We start from the raw sequence: 13,091 nt of genomic DNA, 5'->3' as shown, positions 1-13,091 counted from the left end.
CGTGTGGGGATGACTCCCCGCACGCRACGGCCGGTTACCGGGCACGGCCAGCTGAGCCGCCCGAGCGCGGGGAGCCAGCTCCTGAAGATCGTCGGCATCGTCCTGGCGGTGATGCTGGTCTCCGGCGTCGGCGTCGCGGCATACGTCGCGTACGACCTGAGCCGCACCTTCGGAGAGGGTGCGGTCGCCCTCGACGGCGAGGAGTCGGTGCCGCCGGACATCGGCGCGATCAAGGGCGGCGTGAACATGCTGCTCGTCGGCAGCGACGTCTGCGAGGACGACTTCAAAGCGCAGTTCGGCGACCGGTGCTCGGATCCCGAGGCCGGCGGTGAGCGCAACGACACGAACCTTCTGCTGCACATCTCGGACAACCCGCGACGGGTGACCGTCATCACGTTCCCGCGCGACCTGATGGTGCCGATCCCGTCGTGCGTCGACTCGGAGGGGAACGACACGAGCCCCAGGGAGAAGGCGCCGCTCAACGAGGCCATCGGCATCGGCGGCCCGAAGAACGGCCTTGCGTGCGTGCACCGCACGATCAGCGAGGTGTCGGGCCTCGACATCCAGTTCGCCGCGAAGGTGACGTGGGGCGGCGTGATGAAGATCACGGACGCGATCGGCGGAGTCGACGTGTGCGTCGCCAACGGCATCAGCGACCCGGACAACACCGGCCTCGAGCTGGGTCCGGGCACGCACACGCTGCAGGGCTACTGGGCGCTGCAATTCCTGCGCGTGCGGCACGGCGTCGGCGACGGGGGAGACCTGAGCCGGGGCAGCAACCAGCAGGTGTACATGTCGTCACTTGCGCGCAAGATGGTCTCCGCCGAGGTGCTCGGCAACCCCGGCACACTGCTGAAGCTCGCGAACACCGTGATGTCCAACGTGACGCCGAGCACCACGCTGACCAGCCCCAGGCTGCTGGTGCAGATCGCGCTGGCGATGAAGGACGTGCCGCTCGACGAGATCAACTTCGTCAACTATCCGGTGTTCGACGACCCGGACAACCCCGGCGTCAAAGTCATCCCGGACCGCGACAGCGCCGACCTGCTGTGGGCGGCGCTCGCCGCGAACGAGCGGATCCAGGTGACCGGTCAGCGCGATGCTGTCGTGCCGGCCACACCCGCGCCCACCGACCCGACGACGCCGGATGGGGCGACGCCGGCACCCGGCGAGACGGCCGGTCCCGTCACGCTGCCCGAGAACATCACGGGTCAGTCGGCGAACCAGGAGACCTGCTCGAACGGCGGCGACTCCTAGCCGGTTCGCAAGGCCCTCGCGGACCCGTTAGGATGGTCCCTGGTGTTCGGCATGCCGGACATCTGGAGACGTCGCATAGTCAGGCCTAGTGCACCACCCTGCTAAGGTGGAGTCCTCGCAAGGGGACCGAGGGTTCAAATCCCTCCGTCTCCGCCACGAAGTACCTGAGCAGAGACATCTTCAGGGTTTCCTCCCGCCGCCCTCTTTCTGACGAGGATCTACCCGTCGTCGAACTCGCGGCGCAGGTACTGGGGCGCCTGCACCCGCCATGCCTCGGTCACGAGTTCGGCGAGATGATCGTCGTCGATCGCCCGCATCCGGAACGCGATCTTCGGCTCGCCCCACCGTGTCGTCTGGCGGAGGAACACGTCCGGCGCCATTTCCCGCAACGCGAGCGCATCGAGCGCGTCGGCGACCTTCACGCCGACCACAAGCTCCGACGCGATGACCTCACGGAGGTCTTCCGGGATGCTCGGCCACGGCGAGCACTCCCACGCGAAGAGCTTGTTGCGGACGAACCAGGCGGCACCGCCGGTCATCGCGCGCTCCTCGCTGCCGGGCAGGCGGGCGGCGACACGACGCAGATCATCGAGCGTGGCCATGCGTCGAGACTAGGCATCCCCTCGGACACGAACGGAATCGCCCTGGGGCTTCGCCGGGGCCTCCGCGACATTCGGCGTGATCACTCGCGCTGCAGACGGATGCGGGGTGCGCGGAGACAACCGCGCACCCCGCATCCGTCGCCGGGGTCACTGGGCCGGCAGCACGTGCTCCCCGCTGCGGTCGGTCGCGAGCGACAGCGACGAGATGTACTGCTTCTCGCCGTTCGGGCCGGGTACCGCCGAGGCGAGCATGTCCGGCCGTTCGAAGGAGATGCCGGTGGCGACGTCGAGCAGCTTCTCCGCGCTGGGGTTGCCATCCGCGTCGAGCAGGGGCAGGTCGATGCCGTCATCCGTGCGGCGGAGGTAGTAGCGGCCGCGAGTGAGGATCGCCATGACCGGGGTCGCGACGAACGCGATCAGCACGGCGAACACCGGCGAGAACGGCTGCACGGCCGCTCCGAACGCACCGAAGAACATCGCGATGGAGATGCCGCCGCTCAGCAGCAGGGCGACGATCCCGACCGGGTTCCAGGCGTAGAGCATGCCGCGGCGGAACTCTGGCTGCTTCGGCGAGAGCTTCAGGACGTACTTGTTGATCGCGATGTCGGTCGCGACCGTGACGATCCACGCCATGCCGAGGTTGGCGTAGAACCCGAGCACGGTGTTGAGGAAGGCGAACATGTTGGCCTCCATCAGCACGAGCGCGATGGCCACGTTCACGACGACGAAGACCACGCGTCCGGGATAACTCTTCGTGATGCGGGTGTACGCGTTCGTCCACGCGAGCGATCCGGAGTACGCGTTCGTCACGTTGATCTTGATCTGCGAGATCACCACGAGCACCACGGCGAGCGTCATGGCCAGCCATCCGGGCACCATCTGCTGGTAGATGCCGAGGAACTGGTGCACCGGCTCGTTCGCGCTCGCAGACGCCTGCGGGTCGAGCGTCGAGATCAGGTAGACCGCGAGGAACAGACCGACGGCCTGCTTGATCGCGCCGAACACGACCCATCCCGGGCCGGCGATGATCACAGCGGCCCACCAGCGGCGCCGGTTCGCCGACGTCTTCGGAGGCATGAACCGGAGGTAGTCGATCTGCTCGGCGATCTGCCCGATCAGCGACAGGCACACGCCGGCGGCGAGCATGACGGACGAGAAGGACACGGATCCGTCGCCCTGGCCGTGGAACGAGAAGAAGTCGCCGATCGAAGACGGGTGCGTGATCACCAGGTATGCGAAGGGCAGCACCATGAGCACCAGCCACAGCGGCGTCGTCCACACCTGCAGCTTGGACAGCGCCTTCATGCCGTAGATCACCAGCGGGATCACCATGACGGTGGACACGAAATAGCCCGCCCACAGCGGGATCCCGAGGCCGAGCTGAAGGCCCTGCGCCATGATCGAGCCCTCGAGGGCGAAGAAGATGAAGGTGAAGGTCGCGAAGATCACGTTGGTGATTACGGATCCGTAGTATCCGAAACCGGATCCGCGGGTGATGAGGTCGAGATCGAGGTTGTAGCGCGCGGCGTAGTACGCGAGCGGGATGCCGGTCACGAAGATCACCACGGCGGCGACGGCGATGCCCAGCAGCGCATTCACGGTGCCGTGCGTGATGCCGATGTTGGCGCCGATCGAAAAGTCGGCGAGGTAGGCGATTCCGCCCAGGGCGCTGGTCGCGACGACGCCGGGCGCCCATTTGCGGTAGCTGCGCGGCGCGAAGCGCAGCGTGTAGTCCTCGAGGCTCTCCTTGGTCGCGGCGCGCGCATCGGTCGTCTCACCGCCCTCGCCCGTCGTTGTGGGGCCGGCGTCCTCGGGGCGGGTCATTTCGATGGTCATGCGGATCCGTTCGTCGGGGGATGGACACGGAGCGAGCGGTGCAGGTGAGCCCGCGCCGCTCGTGGAGCCATCCTGTTCCCCCGGGAGCCGCCGACGATGTCAGCCGTGTTGCGATCCTGTTAAGTCCCGTTCCGGGAGACCTCGCCAGGATCGACCGATCTCAGATGCCTCCGTCGATCGACCGGGGGAACTCGGTCGGGTTCTCCGGGACCATGACCTGGGTGTCGACATTCAGGCTCTCGCCCTGGAAGAACCTCTTCGATCGGGGGAACAGGTACCAGACGAACATCAGCACGAGTCCGATAGCGAGCGAGCCGATGCCGACCACGAAGGTGCCGCCGATGCCGAAGAGCACCGAGTAGCCGTAATCGACATCCCACATGTCGATCGCCGACTGCACGAAGGCGGCCGCGAGCATGAGCCCGCCGAGCAGGGGGAACAGTCCCTTGAAGAAGAAGCTGCGCGGCGAGGTGAAGATGTCCCTGCGGAAGTACCAGACGCACGCGAAGCCGGTGATCGCGTAGTAGAACGCGATGGCCAGGCCGAGCGAGAGGATCGAGTCCTGCAGGATGTTGTCGCTGATCAGCGTCATGCCGACGTAGTACGCGACCGCGACGATGCCCATGATGATCGTCGAGAACGACGGGGTCTTGTAGACCGGGTGCACCTCCTTGAACCTCGCGGGAAGTGCGCGATAGACGCCCATCGCGAGCGTTCCCCGGGCGGTCGGGAGGATCGTGGTCTGTGTGGAGGAGATCGCCGAGATGATGACGGCCACCACCAGCACCCAGCCGAACGGGCCGAGCAGCCCGTCCTTGATCGCGAGGAAGAAGTCATCCGCGTGCTCCTCGTTGCCGAGGCCGGTCCCGGTCTTGCCGAGACCCGCGTACATCATGGCGGCGATCGTCACCGCGACATAGGTGAGGAGCAGGATGACGCAGGTCAGCAGCGCGGCCCGGCCGGGGATGCGCTTCGGATCCTTCGTCTCCTCGTTCAGGGCCAGGCAGGTGTCCCATCCCCAGTAGATGAAGAGGGCGAGGAGGATCGCCTCGGTGAATCCCGACCACGAGGTGAACGCGAACGGGTTCATCCACTCCCAGGAGAAGTCGATCGCGTGCGGAGCGTTGCCGCTGGCGATCTGCCAGAAGACGGCGACGATGAAGACGACGAGAGCGAGGTACTGGATGCCGAGCAGCACGTTCTGGATGCGCTCGCCGATCTCGACGCCGCGCCAGCTGACCCAGGTCATCGCCGCGATGAAGACGACCGCGGCGAGGATGACGCGCCAGTCGCTGTTCTCGAGATCGAAGCCGATCAGGGACCAGAAGTACACGGAGGCGATCTGCGCGAGGTTGGCGAGGACGACCATGCCGGCGACCGCGACGCCCCAGCCGCCCATCCAGCCCACCCAGGGACCGAATGCCTTGGTGGCCCAGGTGAAGGTGGTGCCGCAGTCGGGAACCGCGTTGTTCAGCTCCCGATAGGCGAAGGCGATCAGAAGCATCGGCACGAAGGCGAGCACGAACGCGATGGGCGCCTGGGCTCCGACCGCGATGACCACCCATCCGAGGGAGGCGACGAGGGAGTACACCGGTGCCGTGGACGCCAGGCCGATGACGGTCGAGCCCCAGAGGCCCAGCGTTCCGGCCGCCAGCCCCTTGCCTTCGGGGCGTTCCAGCTGGATGGGTGTTGTTGACATGAACAGAACCGTATGCGGGATACGGTTTCGAGTCAATGTCCGCGCAATAACAACGAATTACGTATCTGTTACGGGTGCATCACGATGAAATCCGCACACTTACCGACTTTCGACAGTCAGGGTGCCTGATATGCGGACGAGGTGGCCGGCCGGATCCGTGCGGCGGACCGCCCCGGAGCGCGCTCGCCATGTTGCATCGCGGACTTCCGCCGGAAATCCCCGCGAAATGCGCGGGTGGAAAGGTCCAGTCATGGAAACGTCCTTCGCCGGCTACTGGAGTCGACAGATCGCGGGATCCCGATCCGGTTCGCCCTGGGATGAGATGTTCGACGCGCACGATGCGGGCGCGGAACTCGCCRCCAGGGATCCGTACCGATCCATCCACCGTGCCCTCAGCGACATGTCGGCGGACGATCTCCAAGGACGGGTCGAGGCGCTCGCCGGGGCGTATCTGTCACAGGGTGTGACCTTCGACTTCGCCGGCGAGGAGCGTCCGTTCCCGCTCGACGTCGTCCCCCGGGTGATCGCGTCCGACGAGTGGCGCGAGGTCGACCTCGGCGTCGCGCAGCGGGTGCGGGCGCTGGAGGCGTTTCTCGCAGACGTGTACGGCGCACGCCGGTGCGTCACGGACGGCGTGGTGCCGGCTCCGCTGATCGCCTCCTCGAGCCACTTCCACCGGCAGGCGGCGGGGATCGTGGCCGCGAACGGAGTGCGGATCCAGGTCGCCGGGATCGACGTCATCCGGGACGAGTCGGGTGGGTGGCGCGTGCTGGAGGACAACGTCCGGGTGCCGAGCGGGGTGAGCTACGTGCTCGCCAACCGGCGGGCGCTGGCGCAGATGGTGCCGGAGATGTTCGCGGACATGCGCGTGCTGCCCGTGGTCGACTATCCGAACCGCCTGCTCGGCGCCCTGCGCGCGGCGGCTCCGTCGGCCGCCGACGATCCGACGGTCGTGGTGCTCACACCTGGCGTGTTCAACTCGGCGTACTACGAGCACACGCTGCTGGCGCGGCTGATGGGCGTCGAGCTGGTGGAGGGCCGCGATCTGTTCTGCTCCGGCGGGCGGGTCTGGATGCACACCACCACCGGCCCGCGCCGGGTGGACGTGATCTACCGCCGTGTGGATGACGAGTACCTGGATCCGCAGCAGTTCCGCCCCGACTCGATGCTGGGGGCGGCCGGGATCCTGAACGCGGCCCGGCTCGGCAACGTCACGATCGCGAACGCGGTGGGCAACGGCGTCGCCGACGACAAGCTCGTCTACACCTACGTGCCCGACCTGATCCGCTATTACCTCTCCGAGGAGCCGATCCTGGCGAACGTCGACACCTGGCGGCTGGAGGATCCTGGCGCCCTCGAAGAGGTGCTCGACCGGCTGGACGAACTGGTCGTGAAGCCGGTCGACGGGTCCGGGGGCAAGGGTCTGATCATGGGTCCCGCCGCGTCGCGTGCCGAGCTCGATGCGGCGCGGAAGACGCTCGGCGAGGATCCGCGAGGGTGGATCGCGCAACCGGTCGTGCAGCTGTCCACGATCCCCACGCTCGTGGACGACGGCTTCCGACCCCGGCACTCCGATCTCCGACCGTTCGCGGTCAACGACGGTGAGGACATCTGGGTGCTGCCGGGCGGCCTCACCCGCGTGGCGCTCCCGGAGGGGCAGCTCGTCGTGAACTCGAGCCAGGGCGGCGGCTCGAAGGACACCTGGGTGCTGGAGGATCCGGCGATGCCGCGGGCGTCGGCGACGATCCGCGCCGCCAGGGTCGCCGCGCCGACCGCTGCCGGCCTCTCCGGGGCAGCGGTCCTGCCGCTGCCGGTGCCGCCGCTGGATGATCCGCAGCAGCAGCAGCAGCAGCAGCAGCAGCAGCAGCAACAACAACAGCAACAGCAACGGCGGCAGGAGGAGGCATCATGCTGAGCCGGATCGCCGAGGCGCTGTTCTGGATCGGGCGATATGTCGAACGCGCTGACGGCACCGCGCGCATCCTCGACGTGCACCTGCAGCTGCTGCTCGAGGATCCGTGGGCCGACGAGGAGTCGGTGTGCCGCACCGTGCTGTCCGTCATGGGCATGCCGGATGCGGCCGGGGGCAACCCGCGTCGCGGTGACGCGCTCCGCGCGCTCGCGACGGATCGGACCAGGGCCATCTCCGTCGCGCATTCGCTGTCCTCCGCCCGTGAGAACGCCCGCCGCGCCCGCGAGGTGATCTCCCAGGACCTCTGGGAGGTGTTGAACACGACCAACGCCCGTCTGCCGCTGCGCGTCGACTTCGAGCGGTCCCACTCCTTCTTCCAGTGGGTGCGCGAGCGCGCGGCGCTGACCTATGGCGTCGCCGAGACGTCGATGAGCCGTGATGAGGCCTGGTATTTCTTCGTGCTCGGGCGTGCGCTGGAGGCCGCCGACATGACCGCGCGGCTGCTGGTCTCCGCCGCGCGCACCGACGGCGGGGGTGCGATCAACTGGATGACGCTGCTGCGCAGCTGCGATGCGTACGACGCCCATCTGCGGGTGCATCGGTCCATGCCGACCGCGACCTCGGCGACGGAGTTCCTCCTGATCGACCGGCATTTCCCGCGCTCGGTGCTGTCGAGCGTGATCCGCGCCGAGGAGAGCCTGCAGCGCATCGGACAGAGTTCGCCGCTGCTGCCACCCGACGCCGTGGGACGGGCGATCGGACGACTCCGATCGGATCTGGAGTACCGTCCCGTGGCGGATCTCGTGCTCGTGCTGGAGAGCAGCATGCATCACGTGCAGGAGAGCGTCTCCACGATCAGCAACGCCGTGCAGGACCAGTACTTCCCATCGATCGCCGCACCCGTCTGGACCGAGGAGACGCTATGACCAGGCTCAGGATCGTGCACCGCACCGGCTTCCAGTACGCCTCGCCCGCGACAGCCTCGTACAACGAGGCCCGCATGYTGCCGCGCACGCAGGATCGCCAGCTCGTGCTGCAGGCTCGCGTCGAGACTCAGCCGGCGACGCATCCGAACACCTACAACGACCATTGGGGAACCCCGGTGACCGCCTTCGAGGTGCTCACCCCGCATGAGGAGCTCTCCGTCGTGGCGACGAGCGTCGTCGAGACGCGGACGGTCCCCGCCCGGGGCCGCGAGATCGGCTGGGCGCAGATCTCACACGCCGCAGCGACGTCGCTCGACGTCGCGGAGATGCTGATCCAGACGCACGCCACCCAGCCGGACGAGCAGATGCGCGAAATCGCGGCCGAGACCCGGGCCTCGCACGACGGCATCGATGACGCGGCGACGGCCATCTGCCGGATCGTCGGCGAGGCGATGACCTACCGCCGCGGCGTGACGGGCGTGAACTCGACGGCCCGCGACGCATGGCCCGCGCGCGCAGGGGTGTGCCAGGACATCGCACATGTGACGCTCGGGATGCTCCGCGCCGCAGGCATTCCGTCCCGGTACGTTTCGGGCTATCTGCATCCGGACGCGGATCCGAAGGTGGGGGAGACCGTCGTGGGCGAGTCGCACGCCTGGGTGGAGTGGTTCTCGGGCCGGTGGTGCGGGTACGACCCCACCAACCTCGTCGAGATCGGCCCGTCGCATGTGTTCGTGGGCGTCGGCCGCGATTATTCCGACATCGCGCCTCTTCGCGGGGTCTACGCCGGATCCGGCGCGTCGGAGCTGTTCGTCTCGGTCGACATCACACGGCTGGAGTGACGCGGCCGTCGTGACCTGACGGATCCCGCCCCGGGCGTCTTCGGACGCTCGGGGCGAAGTCGTCCGGGGCGGATCCGACCTGCTTCGCGAGAATGACCTCGGCCCTCCCTGACTTCATCCGGGAGGGCCGAGGTCTGCGGTACCGGTCAGCCGTCGGAACGCAGCGCCTCGGTCGCCTGGCGGTGCGCCACCACAGGGTGCTTGCCCGTGAAGCCCTCGCGTTCGCGCGCCGCGGCGAGGATCCCCTTGCGGGCGGCGAACCACCCGACGATGAGCGCCGGGATGATCACGATGAGGGAGAGCAGCACCCAGCGGCCCACCTCGGAGAAGCCCATGGTCACGAGCACGAAGGCCAGGAACGCGAGGGTGAGATAGCCGGTGTAGGGAGCGCCGAACATCCGGAACGACGTGCGCCGCAGCACGCCCTTCTTGGTGAGCGAGTGGAACTTGAGCTGGCACAGGATGATGGTGGCCCAGCCCCCGATGATGCCGAGTGCGGAGACCTCGAGCACGATCTCGAACGCCTGAGAGGGCCACAGTGCGTTGATCCCGACGCCGGCGAAGGTGATGACGGCGGTGAGCAGGATGCCGCCGTAGGGGACGCCGTTGCGGCTCATCCGGGCGGTGAAGCGGGGTGCGGAGCCGTTGACGGACATGGAGCGCAGGATGCGGCCGGTGGAGTACAGCCCGGCATTCAGGCTGGACAGGGCGGCGGTGAGCACGACGAAGTTCATGACCGAGCCGGCCACGGCGCCGGTTTCGGCGCCCCCGAGGTGGGAGAAGAAGGTCACGAACGGCGACTCCCCGGCCTTGTACGTGCTGAACGGCAGCAGCAGGGAGAGCAGCAGCACGGATCCGACGTAGAAGATCGCGATCCGGATCACGACGGTGTTGACGGCCTTCGGCATGACCTTCGCCGGCTCCGCCGTCTCGCCCGCGGCCGTGCCGACCAGCTCGATGGCGGCGTACGCGAAGACCACGCCGGAGATCGCGAGGAGCGGCGCCACGGCGCCGGTGGGGAAGATCCCGCCGTGGTCGGTGATCACGGAGAATCCGGTCACACCGATGTCGGTCGTGCCGTGGAAGACGATCACGCAGGTGCCGATCACGAGGAACAGGACCAGTGCGGTGACCTTGATCATCGCGAACCAGAACTCCATCTCGCCGAAGAGCTTCACGCTGACGAGGTTGAGGGACAGCACGACGACGAGGGCGACGAGGGCGATCACCCATTGCGGGACGGCTTGCAGGGGCGGCCAGTAGTGGGCCCAGAACTTGACGTAGAGGGCGGCGGCGGTGACGTCGACGATGGAGGTCATGGCCCAGTTGAGGAAGTAGAGCCAGCCGCTGACGAAGGCCATCTTCTCGCCGTAGAACTCGCGGGCGTAGGAGACGAAGGATCCGGAGGAGGGGCGGTGCAGGACGAGTTCGCCGAGGGCGCGGAGGATGAGGAAGGCGAAGAAGCCGCAGACGGCGTAGACGAGGATGAGGGCGGGTCCGCTGGAGGCGAGTCGGCCGCCGGCGCCCATGAAGAGGCCGGTGCCGATGGCGCCGCCGATCGCGATCATCTGGATCTGCCGGGGCTTGAGCGCCTTGTGATAACCCGCGTCCTCTTTGGAGAAGTCTTCGACGGCCATGGTGCGGTCGCCGGTCAGCTCGCGCTCGTTCTCGAGGGCGTCCTCGGGGTCGAGGGTCGGGCCGTGTTCAGGAGAAGTGCTCATCAGAGACTCCTTTCACTGGAAGGGCTGGAGCCGGCCGAGTCCGGAGATGCCTCCCGGGATCCTCGATGCTCGGGCCGTGCTCCGCGGTAAGGCGCCAGTTTCATGGAGGGGCGTTACATCGTCGTTTCTCGGAGATCACACACGTTTCGCAGGACGATTTGCGCGTCATGTCTGAGAATGCCGCGCGGTTAGGCTCGGCTGCATGGCAGATGACGTTCGCAACGTGCACGAAGCGCTCTCTACGATCGGCGAGCATTGGCAGCCGCATCGACTCGCGAGCATCAACGACTACGACCTCAAGGTGGTCAAGCTGCAGGGCGAGTTCGTCTGGCACACGCACCCCGAGACCGATGAGCTCTTCATGGTGGTGAGTGGACAGCTCACGATCCAGCTCCGAGATCGGGATGTCGTGTTGAACCCGAACGACCTCTTCGTCGTGCCGCGGGGCGTCGAACACTGCCCGAAGGCAGAGGGAGAAGTCCAGGCGATCCTGTTCGAGCCCCAGGGGACGCTCAACACCGGGGACGCGGGTGGAGATCGGACGGCGCAGCTGCGCGAGCTCAGTTAGCAGCGGGCGTCGCCGCGCGTTGGTACTGTCAGCCGACAGCACTCCAGAGGGGGAGCCATGACGCGCGATGAACGGGACGAGGMGACCGGGATCCAGACCTGGTCGCTGCCGGTCGTGTGGGTGGGGTTCCAATTGCTCATCATGTCGATCCTCGTCGTCGCGGGCGTGTTCATCCTGGTACGGACAGCGACCGGTCACGCCGGGCCGCCGTTGTGGTTCCTCGCGCTCTGGTTCGGCGCCCTCGGCGCCGTTATCGCTTAGGCATCACGCCGCTCAGCTGTGCCGGAGCGTCGCGAAGGAGGGCCGCAGCGCCGCGGGTGATCCCGTCGTGTCGAAGTCGTGACAAGCAGGCGTTGACGTACCAGATCCGCGTGTCTAAACTCGGGTTTACAACGTTGAAGTACAACGTTGTAAACCCGACCGATCAGAGGCGATCGGAATCACGAGAGGCATTCAATGAAGAAACTGCTTGCGGCCGCCGTGGTCGCCGCCGGCGTCACCGCAGCGCTGACCGGATGCTCCGGATCAACCGGATCCGCTTCCTCGGCACCCGTGACGCTCACCTTCTGGCACGGCTACACCGAGGCCGACGGCAAGGTGCTCGACCAGATCGTCCAGGACTTCAACAAGTCCCAGAAGGGCATCACGATCAAGACCGAGACCAAGACCTGGGCCGTCATCGGCGACACCCTGCTGCCCGCGCTGTCCGCCAAGACCGGGCCGGACATCGTCGCCCTGCCCGCGGAGAACCTTCCGGTCTACGCCGGCAAGGGAGCATTCGCCAAGCTCGACGACTTCTATGCGAGCGACGCCGTGACAAGTGCCTCGCTCAACAAGAGCGCGGTCGAGATGGAGAAGGTCGACGGCTCGTACTACGGAATCCCCACCGGCTTCGTGCCGCTCTCGGTCATCTACAACAAGGCCCTCTTCGACAAGGCCGGCATCACGTCCTTCCCGAAGTCGTGGGACGAATGGGTCGCCGACGCCAAGAAGCTCACGGTCGACGCCGACGGTGACGGCACGCCAGAGCGGTACGGCCTCGCGCTGCCCGATCACGCCACCGTCGGAAACGGCGTGTGGCCCACCCTGTTCTACGGCAACGGCGGCGGGATCGTGGACAACGGGAAGTCCGTGCTCGACTCGAGCGCGAACGCCGAAACGCTCTCCTACTGGGCAACCGCGGTGAAGGACGGCAAGATCTCTCCGACCGGTCTCGACGGCGTCGCCGCCGACAAGCTGTTCTCGTCCGGCAAGGCGGCCATGGAGATCGGAGGTCCGTGGATGGCTTCCGTGGCGACGGAGAACAAGATCGACTACGGCATCGCCGGCGTCCCCGCCGGCCCGAAGGCCGATGCCGTGTCGGCGATCGGCATCTCCGCCGCCGTGACGGCGCAGGCGGATCCCGCCAAGAAGGCGGCAGCCGAGAAGTTCTTCGCCTACTTCTTCACGAAAGACGTGGCGACGAAGTGGTCGCTGGGATCCGGCTGGCCGCCGCTGCGCTCCGACGTTCCTGCCTCGGCCGTCTCGTCGAACCCGGTGGTCGCGTCCCTCACCGAGCTCGCCGGTACGGCCCGCCCGCTCCTGCCCGGCGTCGCCGACAGCACCGACGTGCTCGCCGCGGTCGACGAAGCCACGCAGAAGTCTCTGACCGGCGGCGATCCCTCGGCCCTCCTCAAGTCTGCCTCTGCGCAGGTTTCTCAGACGCTCGGCAAATGACCCACTCCGGAC

General features: G+C 67.2%; 11 protein-coding genes and 1 tRNA gene. 8 read left to right on the top strand and 4 right to left on the bottom strand.

The genetic code is table 11. The features are described from left to right. Positions 1-9: 9 nt before the first annotated feature. Together AC1DMN_RS10785 and AC1DMN_RS10780 are read left to right on the top strand one after the other, a co-directional pair. Positions 10-1,257, top strand: coding sequence for an LCP family protein (locus tag AC1DMN_RS10785; protein ID WP_477384206.1), 1,248 nt, complete (start codon positions 10-12; stop codon positions 1,255-1,257). A gap of 64 nt (positions 1,258-1,321) precedes the next feature. Beyond that, positions 1,322-1,413, top strand: a tRNA-Ser gene (locus tag AC1DMN_RS10780). A gap of 62 nt (positions 1,414-1,475) precedes the next feature. Here the strand turns inward: AC1DMN_RS10780 and AC1DMN_RS10775 are convergent. The 3 genes from AC1DMN_RS10775 to AC1DMN_RS10765 all read right to left on the bottom strand — a co-directional run bounded on the left by AC1DMN_RS10775 (position 1,476) and on the right by AC1DMN_RS10765 (position 5,394). After that, positions 1,476-1,859 (bottom strand): MmcQ/YjbR family DNA-binding protein, encoded by a 384-nt coding sequence (locus AC1DMN_RS10775; protein WP_440735012.1) that lies wholly within the window; start codon positions 1,857-1,859, stop codon positions 1,476-1,478. A gap of 147 nt (positions 1,860-2,006) precedes the next feature. Beyond that, positions 2,007-3,683 (bottom strand): purine-cytosine permease family protein, encoded by a 1,677-nt coding sequence (locus tag AC1DMN_RS10770; RefSeq protein WP_477230569.1) that lies wholly within the window; start codon positions 3,681-3,683, stop codon positions 2,007-2,009. A 172-nt stretch (positions 3,684-3,855) separates the two neighbouring features. Continuing rightward, the gene (locus AC1DMN_RS10765) at positions 3,856-5,394 is read right to left on the bottom strand and encodes an APC family permease (protein WP_477230526.1); all 1,539 of its coding nucleotides are present in this window, start codon (positions 5,392-5,394) and stop codon (positions 3,856-3,858) included. Between the two features lie 250 nt (positions 5,395-5,644). Here AC1DMN_RS10765 and AC1DMN_RS10760 point away from each other — a divergent pair, with 250 nt between their 5' ends. Genes AC1DMN_RS10760 through AC1DMN_RS10750 form a run of 3 tightly spaced genes read left to right on the top strand, consistent with a single transcriptional unit; the run spans position 5,645 to position 9,074 of the window. After that, positions 5,645-7,309, top strand: a complete 1,665-nt coding sequence (locus AC1DMN_RS10760; protein WP_477384204.1) for a circularly permuted type 2 ATP-grasp protein — start codon at positions 5,645-5,647, stop codon at positions 7,307-7,309. After that, positions 7,303-8,232 carry an alpha-E domain-containing protein gene (locus AC1DMN_RS10755; protein WP_441975482.1) on the top strand — a complete coding sequence of 310 codons (930 nt, stop codon included), beginning with the start codon at positions 7,303-7,305 and terminating at the stop codon, positions 8,230-8,232. The genes AC1DMN_RS10760 and AC1DMN_RS10755 overlap by 7 nt, the downstream gene beginning before the upstream one ends. Then, positions 8,229-9,074, top strand: a complete 846-nt coding sequence (locus AC1DMN_RS10750; protein ID WP_477230524.1) for a transglutaminase family protein — start codon at positions 8,229-8,231, stop codon at positions 9,072-9,074. The genes AC1DMN_RS10755 and AC1DMN_RS10750 overlap by 4 nt, the downstream gene beginning before the upstream one ends. Before the next feature lie 146 nt (positions 9,075-9,220). On the opposite strand, the gene AC1DMN_RS10745 is transcribed toward AC1DMN_RS10750, so the two are convergent. Beyond that, positions 9,221-10,795 (bottom strand): amino acid permease, encoded by a 1,575-nt coding sequence (locus AC1DMN_RS10745; protein ID WP_477230523.1) that lies wholly within the window; start codon positions 10,793-10,795, stop codon positions 9,221-9,223. A 202-nt stretch (positions 10,796-10,997) separates the two neighbouring features. Here AC1DMN_RS10745 and AC1DMN_RS10740 point away from each other — a divergent pair, with 202 nt between their 5' ends. The 3 genes from AC1DMN_RS10740 to AC1DMN_RS10730 all read left to right on the top strand — a co-directional run bounded on the left by AC1DMN_RS10740 (position 10,998) and on the right by AC1DMN_RS10730 (position 13,079). Continuing rightward, positions 10,998-11,363 carry a cupin domain-containing protein gene (locus tag AC1DMN_RS10740; protein ID WP_440735018.1) on the top strand — a complete coding sequence of 122 codons (366 nt, stop codon included), beginning with the start codon at positions 10,998-11,000 and terminating at the stop codon, positions 11,361-11,363. Positions 11,364-11,420: 57 nt separating this feature from the next. Beyond that, positions 11,421-11,624, top strand: a complete 204-nt coding sequence (locus AC1DMN_RS10735) for a hypothetical protein (protein WP_477384202.1) — start codon at positions 11,421-11,423, stop codon at positions 11,622-11,624. A 195-nt stretch (positions 11,625-11,819) separates the two neighbouring features. Continuing rightward, positions 11,820-13,079, top strand: a complete 1,260-nt coding sequence (locus AC1DMN_RS10730; RefSeq protein WP_477230521.1) for an ABC transporter substrate-binding protein — start codon at positions 11,820-11,822, stop codon at positions 13,077-13,079. The last annotated feature ends 12 nt before the right edge of the window (positions 13,080-13,091 follow it).

The sequence above is a fragment of the Microbacterium sp. 01T413_2 genome, assembly GCF_056398985.1.
The sequence above is the reverse complement of the archived record's forward strand: the minus strand, read 5'-3'. Positions and strand labels throughout refer to the sequence as shown.

Bases quoted from the DNA above. Each gene is read 5' to 3' on its own strand.
- AC1DMN_RS10775 (WP_440735012.1), bottom strand. From the start codon at position 1,859: ATGGCCACGCTCGATGATCTGCGTCGTGTCGCCGCCCGCCTGCCCGGC.
- AC1DMN_RS10770 (WP_477230569.1), bottom strand. From the start codon at position 3,683: ATGACCCGCCCCGAGGACGCCGGCCCCACAACGACGGGCGAGGGCGGT.
- AC1DMN_RS10765 (WP_477230526.1), bottom strand. From the start codon at position 5,394: ATGTCAACAACACCCATCCAGCTGGAACGCCCCGAAGGCAAGGGGCTG.
- AC1DMN_RS10755 (WP_441975482.1), top strand. From the start codon at position 7,303: ATGCTGAGCCGGATCGCCGAGGCGCTGTTCTGGATCGGGCGATATGTC.
- AC1DMN_RS10745 (WP_477230523.1), bottom strand. From the start codon at position 10,795: ATGAGCACTTCTCCTGAACACGGCCCGACCCTCGACCCCGAGGACGCC.
- AC1DMN_RS10740 (WP_440735018.1), top strand. From the start codon at position 10,998: ATGGCAGATGACGTTCGCAACGTGCACGAAGCGCTCTCTACGATCGGC.
- AC1DMN_RS10730 (WP_477230521.1), top strand. From the start codon at position 11,820: ATGAAGAAACTGCTTGCGGCCGCCGTGGTCGCCGCCGGCGTCACCGCA.